Annotated in this window: 13 protein-coding genes; 4 read left to right on the top strand and 9 right to left on the bottom strand. The window is 55.2% G+C overall.

The annotated features are described in order from the left end of the window. Positions 1–95: 95 nt before the first annotated feature. The gene (locus F3J37_RS03295) at positions 96–305 is read left to right on the top strand and encodes a hypothetical protein (RefSeq protein WP_166931784.1); all 210 of its coding nucleotides are present in this window, start codon (positions 96–98) and stop codon (positions 303–305) included. A gap of 140 nt (positions 306–445) precedes the next feature. Further along, positions 446–3,889: a transcription-repair coupling factor gene (mfd, locus tag F3J37_RS03300; protein WP_166931786.1), complete on the top strand. Its 3,444-nt coding sequence runs from the start codon at positions 446–448 to the stop codon at positions 3,887–3,889. A 165-nt stretch (positions 3,890–4,054) separates the two neighbouring features. Here the strand turns inward: mfd and F3J37_RS03305 are convergent, their stop codons facing one another. The 8 genes from F3J37_RS03305 to hinT form a co-directional block, all read right to left on the bottom strand. Then, the gene (locus F3J37_RS03305) at positions 4,055–4,597 is read right to left on the bottom strand and encodes a glycine zipper 2TM domain-containing protein (RefSeq protein WP_034822117.1); all 543 of its coding nucleotides are present in this window, start codon (positions 4,595–4,597) and stop codon (positions 4,055–4,057) included. A 295-nt stretch (positions 4,598–4,892) separates the two neighbouring features. Then, the gene (locus F3J37_RS03310) at positions 4,893–6,197 is read right to left on the bottom strand and encodes an NAD(P)/FAD-dependent oxidoreductase (RefSeq protein WP_034822063.1); all 1,305 of its coding nucleotides are present in this window, start codon (positions 6,195–6,197) and stop codon (positions 4,893–4,895) included. 212 nt (positions 6,198–6,409) lie between these two features. Beyond that, positions 6,410–6,952, bottom strand: coding sequence for an alpha/beta hydrolase YcfP (gene ycfP / locus F3J37_RS03315; protein ID WP_034822066.1), 543 nt, complete (start codon positions 6,950–6,952; stop codon positions 6,410–6,412). Positions 6,953–6,991: 39 nt separating this feature from the next. Then, positions 6,992–8,035, bottom strand: coding sequence for a beta-N-acetylhexosaminidase (gene nagZ / locus F3J37_RS03320; RefSeq protein WP_166931788.1), 1,044 nt, complete (start codon positions 8,033–8,035; stop codon positions 6,992–6,994). 15 nt (positions 8,036–8,050) lie between these two features. Further along, on the bottom strand, positions 8,051–8,866 hold the full coding sequence (gene thiK, locus F3J37_RS03325; RefSeq protein WP_166932033.1) for a thiamine kinase: 816 nt from the start codon (positions 8,864–8,866) through the stop codon (positions 8,051–8,053). Next, a complete protein-coding gene (gene lpoB / locus F3J37_RS03330) occupies positions 8,853–9,449 on the bottom strand; it encodes a penicillin-binding protein activator LpoB (RefSeq protein WP_034822075.1) in 597 nt (198 codons plus the stop codon). Before lpoB ends, thiK begins: the two co-directional genes overlap by 14 nt. Before the next feature lie 10 nt (positions 9,450–9,459). Continuing rightward, positions 9,460–9,825: a YcfL family putative periplasmic lipoprotein gene (locus tag F3J37_RS03335; protein ID WP_166931791.1), complete on the bottom strand. Its 366-nt coding sequence runs from the start codon at positions 9,823–9,825 to the stop codon at positions 9,460–9,462. A gap of 18 nt (positions 9,826–9,843) precedes the next feature. After that, positions 9,844–10,194 (bottom strand): purine nucleoside phosphoramidase, encoded by a 351-nt coding sequence (gene hinT, locus F3J37_RS03340; RefSeq protein ID WP_058959575.1) that lies wholly within the window; start codon positions 10,192–10,194, stop codon positions 9,844–9,846. 358 nt (positions 10,195–10,552) lie between these two features. On the opposite strand from hinT, the gene F3J37_RS03345 reads away from it, so the two are divergent. Further along, entirely contained in the window at positions 10,553–12,157 is a 1,605-nt protein-coding gene (locus F3J37_RS03345) for an MFS transporter (RefSeq protein ID WP_166931793.1), read from the top strand. Next, on the top strand, positions 12,154–13,293 hold the full coding sequence (bglB, locus tag F3J37_RS03350) for a beta-galactosidase BglB (RefSeq protein WP_166931795.1): 1,140 nt from the start codon (positions 12,154–12,156) through the stop codon (positions 13,291–13,293). Before F3J37_RS03345 ends, bglB begins: the two co-directional genes overlap by 4 nt. Before the next feature lie 369 nt (positions 13,294–13,662). On the opposite strand, the gene ptsG is transcribed toward bglB, so the two are convergent. Next, on the bottom strand, positions 13,663–15,096 hold the full coding sequence (gene ptsG / locus F3J37_RS03355) for a PTS glucose transporter subunit IIBC (RefSeq protein ID WP_058959578.1): 1,434 nt from the start codon (positions 15,094–15,096) through the stop codon (positions 13,663–13,665). Between the last annotated feature and the right edge of the window lie 112 nt (positions 15,097–15,208).

Below are 15,208 nucleotides of genomic sequence, written 5' to 3' on the forward strand. Positions count from 1 at the left end.
ATCCCAAGGAGCTTACATCAGTAAGTGACTGGGGTTAGTAGGCACAGCCAACGCCGCCACGGTGCGAAAGATGCCGGGCGAAAAGGAGTATACCCATGTTCAGATTTCCGAAGGGCAGTATCGTGAAACACAAATCGGGAGAAATCAGAGGCGAGATCGTCAACGTCTTTGAACAGGGAGATGCGGCAACCGGCTATTACGTGAAGTGGGACGACGGCAACCACAGCTATCATCTGGAAAAAGAGCTGTCCTGGGCTAACGTCGATCGTCCACGCATGCACTACACACGGCAATCAAGTAAGTGACCGGGGTTCGCAGACGCAGCCAACGCGGCCACAGCGCGAAGTATGAAGGGCGATGAGAAATAGCACCGCGACAGATGATCCTGGGGGCGGATTATGGAATGATGACGCCCTGGAATCCAAGGAGAGAATGTCGAGTCCTTATGTCGGAACAGAGTCGTTATACCCTGCCTGCGAAAGCGGGCGATCATCGTCAGCTCGGCGAACTGATTGGCGCCGCGCAGGCGGTTGAGTGCGCCAGTATTACCGAACGCCACCCGGGTCCGGTGCTGATGATTACGCCGGATATGCAATCTGCCCTGCGTCTGCAGGAGGAGATTCGCCAGTTCACCGATCTGCCGGTCACCAATCTCGCCGACTGGGAAACGCTGCCTTACGACAGCTTCTCGCCGCATCAGGACATTATCTCTGCCCGTCTTTCCACCCTTTATCAACTGCCCAATCTGACGCGCGGCATGCTGATTATGCCGGTCAACACGCTGATGCAGCGCGTCTGTCCGCACAGCTTCCTGCATGGCCATGCGCTGGTGATGAAGCAGGGGCAAAAACTCTCGCGCGATGCGCTGCGTGATCAGCTGGAGCAGGCTGGCTATCGCCATGTCGATCAGGTGATGGAGCACGGCGAGTACGCCACGCGCGGCGCGCTGCTGGATCTGTTCCCGATGGGCAGCGATCAGCCCTATCGTATCGACTTCTTTGATGACGAAATTGACAGCCTGCGCCTGTTCGATGTGGACAGCCAGCGCACGCTGGAAGCGGTTGAGGCTATCAATCTACTGCCTGCACATGAATTCCCGACGGATAAAGCGGCGATTGAGCTGTTCCGCAGCCGCTGGCGCGAGCGATTTGATGTGCGCCGCGAGCCGGAGCATGTCTATCAGCAAGTGAGCAAAGGCACGCTGCCTGCCGGGATCGAATACTGGCAGCCGCTGTTCTTTGAGCAGGAGTTGCCCACCCTGTTCAGCTATCTGCCTGCTAACACGCTGGTACTCAACAGTGGCGATCTGCACGGCAGCGCCGATCGCTTCTGGCAGGATGCTAACGCGCGTTTCGACAATCGCCGCATCGATCCTATGCGCCCGCTGCTGGAGCCTGCAACGTTGTGGCTGCGCCCGGACGCGTTGCTCGGTGAACTGAAAGCCTGGCCACGCATGCAGCTCAGCAGCGAAACGCTGCCAGAAAAAGCCGCCAATACCAATCTCGGCTATCAACCGCTGCCGGAACTGACGGTGCAGGCCCAGGCGAAAGCGCCACTCGATCTGCTGCGTCAGTTCATGGAGCAGTTTGATGGGCAGATCATTTTCTCAGTAGAAAGTGAAGGCCGTCGTGAAAGCCTGCAGGAATTGCTGGCGCGCATCAAACTGCGCCCACAGCCGATTGAACGCTTTGAAGAAGCCGCCAAACAGCCGCACAGTTTAATGATTGGTGCCAGCGAACGCGGCTTTATTGATAGCGCGGGCCATCGCGCGTTGATTTGTGAAAGCGACCTGCTGGGTGAGCGTGTCAGCCGTCGTCGCCAGGATAATCGCCGTACCATCAATCCCGATGTGTTGATCCGCAACCTCGCCGAGCTACATCCCGGCCAGCCGGTGGTGCATCTGGAACACGGTGTGGGCCGTTATATTGGCCTGACCACGCTGGAAGCCGGCGGCATTGTCGCGGAATATCTGATGCTCTCCTATGCGGGCGACGCCAGGCTGTACGTGCCCGTTTCATCACTGCACCTGATCAGCCGCTACGCGGGTGGCGCGGATGAGAATGCCCCGCTGCACAAGCTGGGCAGCGATGCCTGGTCACGCGCACGCCAGAAAGCGGCGGAGAAAGTGCGTGATGTGGCGGCCGAACTGCTGGATATCTACGCCCAACGCGCGGCCAAAACCGGCTTCGCCTTTAAGCACGATCGCGATCAGTATCAACTGTTCTGCGAAGGCTTCCCGTTTGAGACTACGCCGGATCAGGGCCAGGCCATTAATGCGGTGCTGAGCGACATGTGCCAGCCGCTGGCGATGGATCGTCTGGTGTGCGGTGACGTAGGCTTTGGTAAAACTGAAGTGGCGATGCGCGCCGCCTTCCTCGCGGTGGAGAATGCCAAACAAATCGCCGTGCTGGTACCCACCACCCTGCTGGCGCAGCAACATTACGACAACTTCCGTGACCGTTTCGCCAACTGGCCAGTGCGCATTGAGATGCTGTCACGCTTCCGTAGCGCCAAAGAGCAGAGCCAGGTGCTGGAACAGGCACGTGAAGGCAAAGTAGATATTCTGATCGGCACGCATAAGTTGCTGTCAAACGACCTGAAATGGCACGATCTCGGTCTGTTGATTGTCGATGAAGAGCACCGTTTTGGCGTGCGTCATAAAGAGCGTATTAAAGCGATGCGCGCGGACGTTGATATCCTGACGCTCACTGCTACCCCCATCCCACGTACACTGAATATGGCGATGAGCGGCATGCGCGATCTGTCGATCATTGCAACACCGCCAGCCCGCCGTCTGGCAGTGAAAACCTTTGTGCGCGAGTACGACAGCCTGGTGGTGCGTGAAGCGCTGCTGCGTGAAATTTTACGCGGCGGTCAGGTTTACTATCTCTACAACGATGTTGAGAACATCGAAAAAGCCGCACAGCGTCTGGCGGAGCTGGTGCCGGAGGCCCGCATCGCCATCGGCCACGGCCAGATGCGCGAGCGCGAGCTGGAACGGGTGATGAATGATTTCCACCACCAGCGTTTTAACGTGCTGGTGTGTACCACCATCATCGAAACCGGTATTGATGTGCCGAGCGCCAACACCATCATCATTGAGCGTGCTGACCACTTTGGCCTGGCGCAGCTGCATCAGCTGCGTGGCCGCGTCGGGCGCTCACACCATCAGGCCTATGCCTGGCTGTTAACGCCGCATCCAAAAGCCATGACCACTGATGCGCAGAAGCGTCTGGAGGCGATTGCCTCGCTGGAAGACCTGGGCGCGGGCTTTGCGCTGGCGACGCACGATCTTGAGATTCGCGGTGCCGGCGAGCTGCTGGGCGAAGATCAAAGCGGCCAGATGGAAACGATCGGTTTCACGCTGTATATGGAACTGCTGGAAAACGCCGTGGATGCGCTGAAGGCCGGGCGCGAGCCATCGCTGGAAGATCTCACCAGCAACCAGACCGAAATCGAACTGCGCATGCCTGCGCTGCTGCCGGATGACTTTATCCCGGACGTGAACACGCGTTTGTCACTCTATAAACGCGTTGCCTCAGCCAGTGACGAGCAGGAACTGGCTGAGCTGAAGGTTGAGATGATCGATCGTTTTGGCAAGTTGCCGGATGCGGCGCGCAACCTTCTGGATGTGGCGGCTTTACGTCTGGTGGCGCGAGAACTTGGCGTGCGTAAAATTGAAGCCAGTGAAAAAGGCGGATTCTTCGAGTTCGCGCCGCAGAATCATGTCGATCCCGGTTGGTTGATTGGCCTGCTGCAAAAAGATCCTAAACAGTGGAAGTTGGATGGTCCAACCCGTCTGAGATTCACTCGTGATTTGGAAGAGCGCAAAGTGCGGATGGAGTGGATTCAGGGCTTCATTGCCGAACTGGCGAAGAATCGGATTTAGCGTCCTCAGCCGCATCTCGCCTGGCGAAGCGATACATTGCGCTTCTGCATGCAACATGGTGGCTATCGGGACGCGAGATGAATCTCGCCGCGCCGGTTTACACCATAAAAAAAGCGCCTTACGGCGCTTTTTTCGTTACTGCTGCTGTGACGTGTCTTTGCCCAATCAGGCCTGATTCGAATTCAGGATCAGCTGACCATTACGGTCAAGCGGAATGCGGGTGCCAGGGTCATTTTCCATGCGGATTTTGCCCTGCTGGTCGCCTATTTTATAGGTCACATCATAACCCAGCATTTTTTCCTGTTTGTCATAAACGGTTTTGCAACGCTGCTCGTTGGTGGTGTAGGTATCACGATCCTGCAGTGCCCCCTGCACCTGGTTACCACCGTAACCGCCCGCCAGCGCGCCCGCTACCGTTGCGACATCGCGCCCACGACCGCCACCAAACTGGTGACCGAGCACGCCGCCCGCCACTGCACCCAGTACCGAACCGGCGATGCGGTTCTCATCCTGTACCGGACGACGATGCGTTAACGTCACGTTGCGACACTCCTGTCGCGGTTGTTTAATGCTCTCTTTGATCGGCGTAGCCGAGAGAACTTGTGCATACTGCGGGCCGCGATCAAAGACATCCATGCTGGCGACGGCGGCAACCCCTAACGCTGCTGCCACGCCGATACCGATACCCGCTAACATTGATTTATTCACAGGAATGTCCTCCTGAATGTTGTTACCGCGCATTCCTGCCGCTACGAAATCCTGTGTAGCCGAGGCATAACCGGCGTGCGCGCCGCGCCGTGTTTGTGGATATAAGTTTTACAGATGGTCCGTAATTGCAACATCAGATTAATGGAGGAAACGCAGCGGAAAGCCTTCAGGGCCAGTTTTTCGGAGAGTTCTGAGAGAGGCTGAAATACCGCCGTAACCTTAAACTGAATTGTCGTTTTTCAGCGGGTTACGGCAGGCAGAGCGGCATCGGGCGGCAGAGGACCGCCCGAAAACATTAGTGCAACTTGAGGCGAGGACGCAGCACGCGGTTCAGGCTACCGACCAGCATCATCAGGCCGGTTTTGAAGTATCCATGGAGCGCAATCTGGTGCATGCGATATAGAGAAATATAGACGAATCGCGCAATGCGCCCTTCTACCATCATCGAGCCGCGCATCAGGTTACCCATCAGGCTACCCACGGTGGTGAAGCGCGACAGTGATACCAGAGAACCGTGATCTTTATAGACGTAGGCTTTGAGCGGTTTGCCTTTGCGTTGCGCCAGAATATTTTCCAGCGCGCGTGACGCCATCTGGTGTGCAGACTGCGCGCGCGGTGGCACAAAACCGCCGCCCGGCAGTGCGCAGGAGGCGCAGTCACCAATCGCGTAGATGTCATCATCCAGCGTGGTTTGCAGCGTGTCTTTCACCACCAACTGATTGATACGGTTGGTTTCCAGCCCGCCAATCTCTTTCATAAAGTCCGGCGCTTTAATACCGGCAGCCCACACCATCAGGTCAGCATTAATAAATTCGCCGCCTTTGGTATTGAGCCCCTCTTCTGTTGCGCTGGTCACCATGGTTTGCGTCAGGACGCGCACGCCGAGCTTGGTCAGTTCCTGGTGTGCCGCAGCAGAAATGCGCGGTGGCAATGCTGGCAGAATACGCTCACCGGCTTCCACCAGCGTCACGTTCAGTGCAGAGCTATCAAGGCCTTTGTAGCCATAGCTGTGCAGCTGCTTCACGGCATTGTAGAGTTCTGCTGACAGCTCAACGCCGGTGGCACCGCCGCCGACAATCGCAATGTTCACTTTTTCCAGGCTACCTTCACTGGCGGAGAAGCGCAGGAACAGGTTAAGCATCTCGTTGTGGAAACGACGAGCCTGATGCGGGTTATCGAGGAAGATGCAGTGATCTTTCACACCCGGAGTGCCGAAGTCATTGGAAGTACTGCCCAGCGCCATCACCAGACGGTCATAAGCCATCTCGCGCTGCGGTACCAGTAATTCACCGTTAGCATCACGGATTTCCGCCAGCTCAATGGTTTTGTTTTCGCGGTTAATTTGCGTCAGCGAACCCAGCTGGAACTGAAAACCGTGATTACGCGCGTGCGCCAGATAGCTCAGGGCATCAATCCCTTCGTCCATCGAACCGGTTGCCACTTCATGCAGCAATGGCTTCCACAGATGGCTGTGGTTACGATCGACGAGAATAATCTCGGCTTTCTTGTTCCTGCCCAGCTTGTGACCGAGCTGCGTTGCCAGCTCTAAGCCGCCGGCACCACCGCCAATAATGACGATTTTTTCCATAGATGTAGTCAACAAAGACCCCCTCAAAGTTGTAAACCAATAGTTAATTAATGGTTACTAAAAACCTTAATAAACATAGGGTTGGCGACGTTAAATCGCGAGCTGAGGGCAGAATATCACGGCGCTAACGACATATCATAAGAAAATTGATGTACATCAATCTTTCAAGCGCATTATCAGAATGTTAAACGTTTTGTGCGCCGCATCACACGGCGCGCGGAGGCTCAGGCAAGGGATTTAAAGGCCTTAATGCGGTGCAAATGCGGCGAGATGTTCTTGAATTTATGGCTGGCCTGTTCGTCCCACACGATTTCATAGAAAGGATGCAGTTGTGCGGCCGTGCGCTGATTATCCAGCGCCTCGTCATGGCGGGACAAAATGGTCAGGCAGCGATCGCGATTCTTTTCACGAAAATCACTGACGCACTTGGTGGCGATATCCAGATACTCTTCCGGACGATCAATCTTGCCTTCCATGTTCTCATACGGGAATAGGTTGGGATTGAAAATCACCTGACGCATACCGCAGAGAAAACCGATACGTTCGGCCCAGTAACCACCCAGCCCCACCCCGCAAATCAAGGGATACGCATCACCGCCCTGCTGCTGCAATTTATCGCACTCTTTCAGCAGAAACTGCATGTCATGTTTGGGGTGTTGCGTGCTGTAACTGATGAGTCTGACGTCCGGGTCAATAAACTGCAGTTGCAGCACTTTTTCGTGGTTGCCCGGACTGTTGGAATCAAAACCGTGCAGATAGATGATCATGATTATCCTCAGCGTGGAATGAAATCCGGGCAGCGACGCTTATCTGCCCGACGCTTTATGCTCCAGCCAGCGCTCCTGTAATGCGCTCAGCTGATGATGATTCTGCTTCCAGCGTTCACTGGATTGCAGTGATTCTCGATTGTAACGTCCCTGATGGTATAACTGCGTGACACGCTCCGCCTGGATCGGCGTCAAGTTATCCAGCACACTCACCGCTCCGGCGCGCTGATTGCACACCAGGATCATGTCGCAGCCCGCATTGAGCGACTGCTGCGCGCGCTCAGCATAACTGCCCATTACCGCAGCACCTTCCATCGACAGATCGTCGGAGAAAATCACCCCGTTAAAACCGAGTTCTTTACGCAGCACGGTTTGCAGCCAATAAGGTGAGCCGCTGGCAGGTAATGGATCGATCTCAGTATAGATAACGTGCGCCGGCATCACGGCATCCAGCAGTTGCTCATCAATCAACTGCTTAAAGATCGCCATATCATGCTGGCGCAGCGTGGCGGCATCGCGCGGATCGCGCGGGGTCTCTTTGTGGGAATCAGCACTCACCGCACCGTGACCGGGGAAATGCTTGCCAGTGGTTTTCATGCCAGCTTCGTGCATGCCGTTGATAAAACGGCGAGCAATTTGCAATGCAATCGCGGGATCTTCATGGAAGGAACGGTCGCCAATCGCCGCGCTGATGTGGCCAATATCCAGCACTGGCGCAAAGCTGATATCAATATCCATCGCGATCATTTCCGCTGCCATCTGCCAGCCGGCCTGCTGCGCCACTTCACCCGCGGTGGCGATATCATGCAGGGCGGCAAAAGATTGCATCGCGGGGAGTGTGGTAAAGCCTTCACGGAAGCGCTGCACCCGTCCGCCTTCCTGATCCACCGCGACCACTAAACGATTACGCGAAGCAGCGCGAATCTGGCGTACCAGTTCCGCCAGCTGATCCACATCGTGGAAGTTGCGGGCAAACAGAATCAGTCCGCCCACCAGCGGATGCTTCAGAATCTCGCGCTCTTCGGCGTCGAGTTCGTAGCTTTCAACATCCAGCATTAATGGGCCGGGGGTATTCATGGTCATGGTTACAATCCTGAGTTAGAGATCCTGCCAGCTGGCCTGCGCCAGCTGTTGCAAATGAGGGTCACCGCTCTGTTCAGCACGCAGCTGATACCAGCTCGCCATCAGCAGATGCAGCCACGGCTGCCAGCGCCGCATATGTCGCTTAAGTCGCGCTTCGTTAAGCTGGCTGCGTTGCGCGTAACCCGCAATCCAGTCGATTGGGTGTTCTCCATCGACCGCACACAATGCCGCGAGTTCCAGCGCCACATCGCCATCAGCAGCATATTCCCAGTCGATGAGACGCAATCCATCTGGCGTGGCAATCACATTGCCGGCGTGAACATCCATATGAATCGGTACGAGGCGCAACGGCCGGGGTTCACCCTGGTTGAGTAAGCGCTGTAGAACGTGCTGCCAGCGCCAGTGGCGTTGCTGACAAAGCTGCCAGTAATGTTGCAATAGCGGCGTCAGGCGCAGGCGATAGCCCATCAGCGGCTGCTGATGTAAACGATGCAGTAAGGCAAGCACCGCGTCGTGCTGTTGATTGAACTGCGCAGGCGTCAACACATCACCGGGCAACCAGCTCTGTAAAAGCCAGGGATGGTGCCAATCCAGCGGTGTCGGCCCGAGTTGCGCAGCACGCATTCGACGCAAGATGCGATATTCGCGTTGGCGATCAACAAACGGGAGCGGTTGCTGCGGCGCACGACGCGCCAGTAGCTCACCCTGCTCGGTTTTCACCCGCACACTGTTGCCACTCAATCCCGGCAGCGCGAAAAAATGACCGGCAGCTTGCGCCGTCGGCCATTGTTGCTGAATCCGTTGTTGCAGTATGGGATCAGGGTTGAGCAATACCATTGCCTGACCAGATAATTTCACCGGTCTGCACCAGCATCAGCTGCATCTGCAGCGTTGGCGCTTTCACATCGCCCTGTGCACTGCTGTAAAGCACATACTGCGCGTTGACATTACGTGCCAGGCCAATGGCTTTGCTGCGCGAATTGAGGCTGTCATCGGCTGACAAGCCCAAAGTCTGTTTTGCCTGTGCCAGCTGTTCTGGCGTTACCAAAGTGAATTTGCCGTTGTTCGCCAGCGCATTCTGAATCGCATCGGTGGCTTTATCACTCTGCAACGAACCGTTGGTGCTGTTCTTGATGCGATCCACCAGCAGCACGCTGCCTGGATTCACACCGGCAGACTGCACCATGTTCCCCACTAACGGCTGCACGCTGGCATTCCAGTTAATGGTTTTGAGTTTTGGCGGCTGCGGCACCGTTTCCGGCGGCGGTACCGGCTGCACAGGAGGCTGCTCCGGTTGAGTTGGCGTCGTTGGCTGGGTCGGTTCAACCGGCGCTGGGGTTTGCTGTTTCACCACACAACCGGTGAGCATCAACGCAAATAACAGTGCGCTGGAACGTTTTACACTGCGAATCACAGGTTACTCCTCAGAGATAAAGATAGAGACGCACCTTACTGGCGGTCAGGTTACCGATTTGCGAGACAACTTCTGTGCTGCCATGCGCCGGGACGATTTGAGTTTGAGCCGGCTCTTCCGGTGTTATCTCCAGCCCCTTCTCGTCGTACCAATAAAAACGATAGTGAACGGTCACCGGCGTTTCCCGCTGATTATAGAGCACACTTGAGGCACGCATCTGCCCATCACGACTGGCCAGCGCAGGTTCGTCGGTAATGATGCCCGCAGAAAGCACGGAAGATTCCATTACCAGCGATTGCGAGGTGTTGATCATCGGTTTGTCACTGCTGCACCCGACAAGGGTCAGCAACAGCAGGCCACTCAGCCATTGACGCATCACAAGGTCCGCCTGAGGTTAGATAGACAGCATCGGACCCAGCGGCTGACCGCCGACCAGGTGCATATGAATATGATAAACCTCCTGACCACCATGCTGATTACAGTTCATGATCAGACGATAGCCATCCTCGGCAATCCCTTCCTGTTTCGCGATTTTCGCCGCCACGGTAATCATACGGCCCAACGCATGCTCGTGTGCTTCCTGCACGTCATTGGCGGTGGGAATCAATACATTAGGGATAATCAGAATGTGCGTTGGCGCTTTAGGCGCGATGTCGCGGAAGGCGGTGACCAGTTCGTCCTGATAAACCACGTCGGCGGGGATTTCGCGACGAATGATCTTACTGAAAATGGTTTCTTCAGCCATGGTGCATTTCCTTAAGCCTGAGTTCAGTCAGGCAGTATGCGCGAGGAATTCGTTTGCTTTCAACCTCAGTACCACTTTTCTTCTGTTAAATGGCTGCCTTTACGCCATTTCATCTCCCAGACAGCATTGCTGTGCTCTCCCTCTCAAATTTACGCCATCGCAGATCACCAAAATGAAACACTGTTTTATAAATTAGAGTTATCACGCCAGTTTCTTTGTGTTTTTGCCACAAAACCATCAGGCCTTGCCAAATCGCGAAGGTTTGCCGCTGCACCGCGCTCTACTTTCTATCCAATCCGGGCAAGCAGTACGGAGTAATGAGGGATGTGTCATCCGTCAATTTCAAGGAGAACCTGCCATGCAGTCTCGTAAAATTAGTCTGGGCCATTATCTGGCTTACGGTTCCGGGGATTTCCTCGGCGCCGGCACCACGGCGCTTACCGCCGCCTGGTTGCTCTATTTCTACACTACCTTCTGTGGGCTTTCGCCGATTGAAGCCACCTTTATTTTTGCTGCTGCCCGCGTGCTGGATGCGGTCGTCAGCCCGTTAATGGGCTTTCTCACTGATAACTTCGGATCCACCTGGCTTGGCAGACGCTTCGGCCGTCGTAAGTTCTTTATCCTGCTCGGTATCCCGTGCGTGTTCAGCTATAGCCTGATGTGGATCGGCGACATGAGTTTCTGGTGGTATCTGCTGACCTATCTGCTGTTCGATATGGTCTACACCATGATTCTGGTGCCGTACGAAACGCTGGTGCCGGAGATGACCGACGACTTTAAACAAAAGGCCCGCTTTTCCGGCGCGCGTATCGCGCTGGCACAACTGTCATCGATTCTGGCCGCCTTCCTGCCAGGCATCCTGATTGGCTGGTTTGGCAAAGAGAATCCCATCTCCTTCTTTTATGCCAGCCTGGTGTTCTCGGTCATCTGTGCGCTGGTGCTATTCCTGGTGTGGCGCTTCACCTGGGAACGCGCACCGGAGGATTTTTCCGCCGAGTCACGTCGGGCTGAAGAAGAAAAGACGCAACTCTCGCTGTTCCAAAGCCTGAAACGACTGTATATCGAGCTCGCCTCCACGCTGCGCATCCGTATCTTTCGCCAGCATCTTGGCATGTATCTGGGCGGTTACATCGCTCAGGACGTCTTTAATGCGGTATTTACCTGGTACGTGGTGTTTGTACTGATGCAGAGCGCGCAAATCGCTTCCAGCCTGATGGGAACGATGGCGGTGCTGCAATTTATAGCGGTGATGGCAATGATCCCGCTGTGTATACGCCTCGGACCGGCCCCAGCCTATCGTCTGGTGGTGATGCTGTTTGGCCTCAGCGCCCTCTCCTACGCTGGACTGTGGTACAGCGGGATGAACGATAACTTCGCGCTGTTAGTGCTGATCTCGGCCTTCGCCGGTTTAGGACGTGGCGGCATCAACTACGTGCCATGGAATACCTACACCTATATCGCCGATGTCGATGAAGTGATCACCGGACAGCGACGTGAAGGCATATTCGCCGGGATCATGACATTGACGCGTAAAGCCTCGCAGGCCGGTGCCGTGATGATCGTTGGCATCATGTTGCAGCTGGCGGGTTTCACCTCCGGTAAAACTGAACAGATTCCTGCGGTGGGCCATACCATTCTGCTGATCCTCAGCGTCGGCACCGTCGGCGTGCTGATCTGCGGCTTTATTGTGTCGCTGCGCTTCAAACTTAATCTGCATACCCACACTGTTCTGCGCGAAGAGACGCTGAAGATGCGTGAAGCGGGCCGTGTGGTCCCGGAACGTATAACACCGCAGGCGCGCACCATCGTCGAAACCCTGGCGGGTATGCCGTATGAAAACTTATGGGGCAACAACAACGTCGGTTACCTCAACCGTAACAAGCCCGCAGCGCCCGCGCTATCCACGCATCGCGGCACACTTCACTCTCTCCCTACCCTGATTAACGATAGGAATGAACCATGACTGTATTTCCTGTAAAACACAGCGCCTTGTTGCGCCAGCCTGAATACCTGTTGCCGCGCAGTGAGTTAGTGCAGCTGATCCACAAACTCACTGACAATCTGGTCAACATCACCGATCACAGCGGCGAGTTTTTGCTGCGGCTGGATGATGGCCGCGTCATTGACACTAAGGGTTGGGCTGGCTGGGAATGGACGCACGGCATCGGGCTGTATGGCATGCTGCATTACACCCAGCAGACGGGCGATCAGGCAACCCTGAAGATTATCGATGACTGGTTTAGCGCGCGCTTAGCAGAAGGCACACCGACAAAGAACGTGAACACGGTATGCCCGTTCCTGACGCTGGCTTATCGTTATGAAGAGACCGGTCATGCAGCATGGCGGCCGGTGCTGGAACGCTGGGCTGAGTGGGTGATGTATGAAATGCCGCGCACTGAGCAAGGCGGTCTGCAGCACATCGTTTACAACAACGAAAATACCCAGCAGCTGTGGGACGACACCTTAATGATGAGCGTGATGGCGCTGGCGAAGATCGGCCAGTTACTCGATCGCCCGGAGTTTGTTGAAGAAGCCAGCTATCAATTCCTGATTCACACTCAATACCTGATGGATCGTCAAACCGGTTTGTGGTTCCACGGCTGGACCTTCGATGGCCGACACAATTTTGCTAATGCCCGCTGGGCACGCGGCAACAGCTGGCTGACCATCGTGATCCCGGATTTCCTCGAAATGATGAACTGGCCGGAACAACATGCCACGCGTCGTTTCCTTCAGCAGGTATTGGCCAGTCAGGTAAAGGCATTAGCCGCTTGTCAGCACAGCAGCGGTCTCTGGCATACCCTACTCGACGATCCACAAAGCTATCCGGAAGCGTCTGCCACGGCGGGATTCGCTTATGGAATTCTCAAAGCGGTGCGTAAACGGTATTTGTCTGACGAGTATCGCCCAATGGCGGAAAAAGCCTTGCGTGGCGTGATCGCCAATATTGATGAAGACGGGGAGTTAAAACAGGTGTCGTTTGGCACCGCAATGGGCAGCGATTTGGAGTATTACCGCCAGGTACCGCTGACGTCGATGCCCTATGGTCAGGCGATGGCGTTGCTATGCCTGACAGAGTATTTGCGGGTTTATCTGTAATCGCATTCACGTTGAAGTGGGAGAAAACGGCGGCAGACGTATAAAGCATTCCGAGCCAGCAACCATGGGCAGTGAAACATAGCGTGACCACCCAATACCGCTAACACCGATACCCTAATTTCTGGCGATGCGTCAGTACAGTCCAATGAAAAACGGGGTTTTATCCAATACCGCACCTAAGGTGAGGTGCGAGGGAGCGGCGGCAGAGGAGTAAAGCGTCCCGCGACAGGGATGTCGCGGGCCGAGCCCCAGGGATGGTTTATGGCGTCTTTACGATCTGCCGCCGCTTCATCGCACAGGCTCGGCCTCTGCCTTTGACCTTGACCTCAGCCTCAGCCTCAGCCTCAGACCGAGCCCAACCCCAAGCCTTTACATATTACGAATATAATCATCCATCTCAGTTTTCAGGTTATCGGACTTGGTCCCGAAAATCGCCTGAACACCGGAACCGGCCACCACCACGCCACGCGCGCCGAGGTTTTTCAGTTCAGTTTGATTCACTTTTGCCACATCCGCGACACTCACACGCAGACGCGTAATACAGGCATCAAGATTGGTAATGTTCTCTTTACCACCAAATGCAGTCACCAGTTTGCCTGCCATCTCGCTACCGGTAGCGCTGCTCTGCTCCATTGCAGTGTCCTCACGTCCAGGTGTTTTCAGATTCAATTTCACAATCAGCACACGGAAAACGGTGTAATAAATCAGGCCGTAAATGATACCGACAATCGGGAACAACCAGATCTTGCTGCTGTTACCGCTCAACACCACAAAGTCAATCAGACCGTGTGAGAAGCTGGTGCCATCACGCATGCCCAGCAGAATACAGATTGGGAATGCCAGACCCGCCAGAATCGCATGGATGACATACAGAATCGGCGCCACGAACATAAACGAAAATTCAATCGGTTCGGTGATACCGGTCAGGAACGAGGTCAGCGCGGCGGAAATCATAATACCGCCCACTTTGGCGCGGTTTTCCGGCTTAGCCGAGTGCCAGATAGCAATCGCAGCCGCAGGCAGACCGTACATTTTGAACAGGAAGCCGCCAGAGAGTTTACCTGCGGTTGGATCGCCCGCCATATAGCGTGGGATATCACCGTGGAACACCTGGCCTGCGGCGTTGGTGAACTCACCAATCTGCATCTGGAAAGGCACGTTCCAGATATGGTGCAGACCAAACGGCACCAGCGAACGCTCAACGACACCGTAAATGCCGAACGCCACCACCGGGTTCTGATAGGCTGCCCACTGGGAGAAATCCTGAATCGCGGTACCAATCGGTGGCCAGATAAAGGACAACACGATACCAGTGAAAATCGCGGTCAGACCGGAAATGATCGGCACAAAACGCTTACCGGCGAAGAAGCCAAGATATTCAGGCAGCTTGATGCGATAAAAACGGTTAAACATATACGCGGCGATTGAACCGGCAATGATCCCGCCCAGCACCCCGGTATCGGCAAGGTGTTTGGCCTCAATTTCCGCTGGCGGTAAGTGCAACACCAGTGGTGCAACCACCGCCATGGTTTTCACCATGATGCCGTAAGCCACCACGGAAGCCAGCGCCGATACGCCATCGTTATTGGTAAAACCGAGCGCCACGCCAATCGCAAAGATCAGCGGCATGTTGGCGAACACGGAACCGCCCGCCTCCGCCATGACATGTGAAACGACAGCAGGCAACCAGCTGAAGTTAGCCGAACCAACACCTAATAAAATACCGGCAATCGGCAAAACCGATACCGGCAACATTAGCGATTTACCTACTTTTTGCAGGTTCGCAAATGCGTTCTTGAACATAAAAGCTCCTGAGTATGAGTGCATATTTGCGCAGTGCGCTGGCAAAGGGGGAGGATCCTTCACCGGGGTGACGCTGAGCGTCTTTTGATTTATTACGAAGGGTAAAATAAAT

The organism is Candidatus Pantoea communis (assembly GCF_011752685.1).
GTDB lineage: Bacteria > Pseudomonadota > Gammaproteobacteria > Enterobacterales > Enterobacteriaceae > Pantoea > Pantoea communis.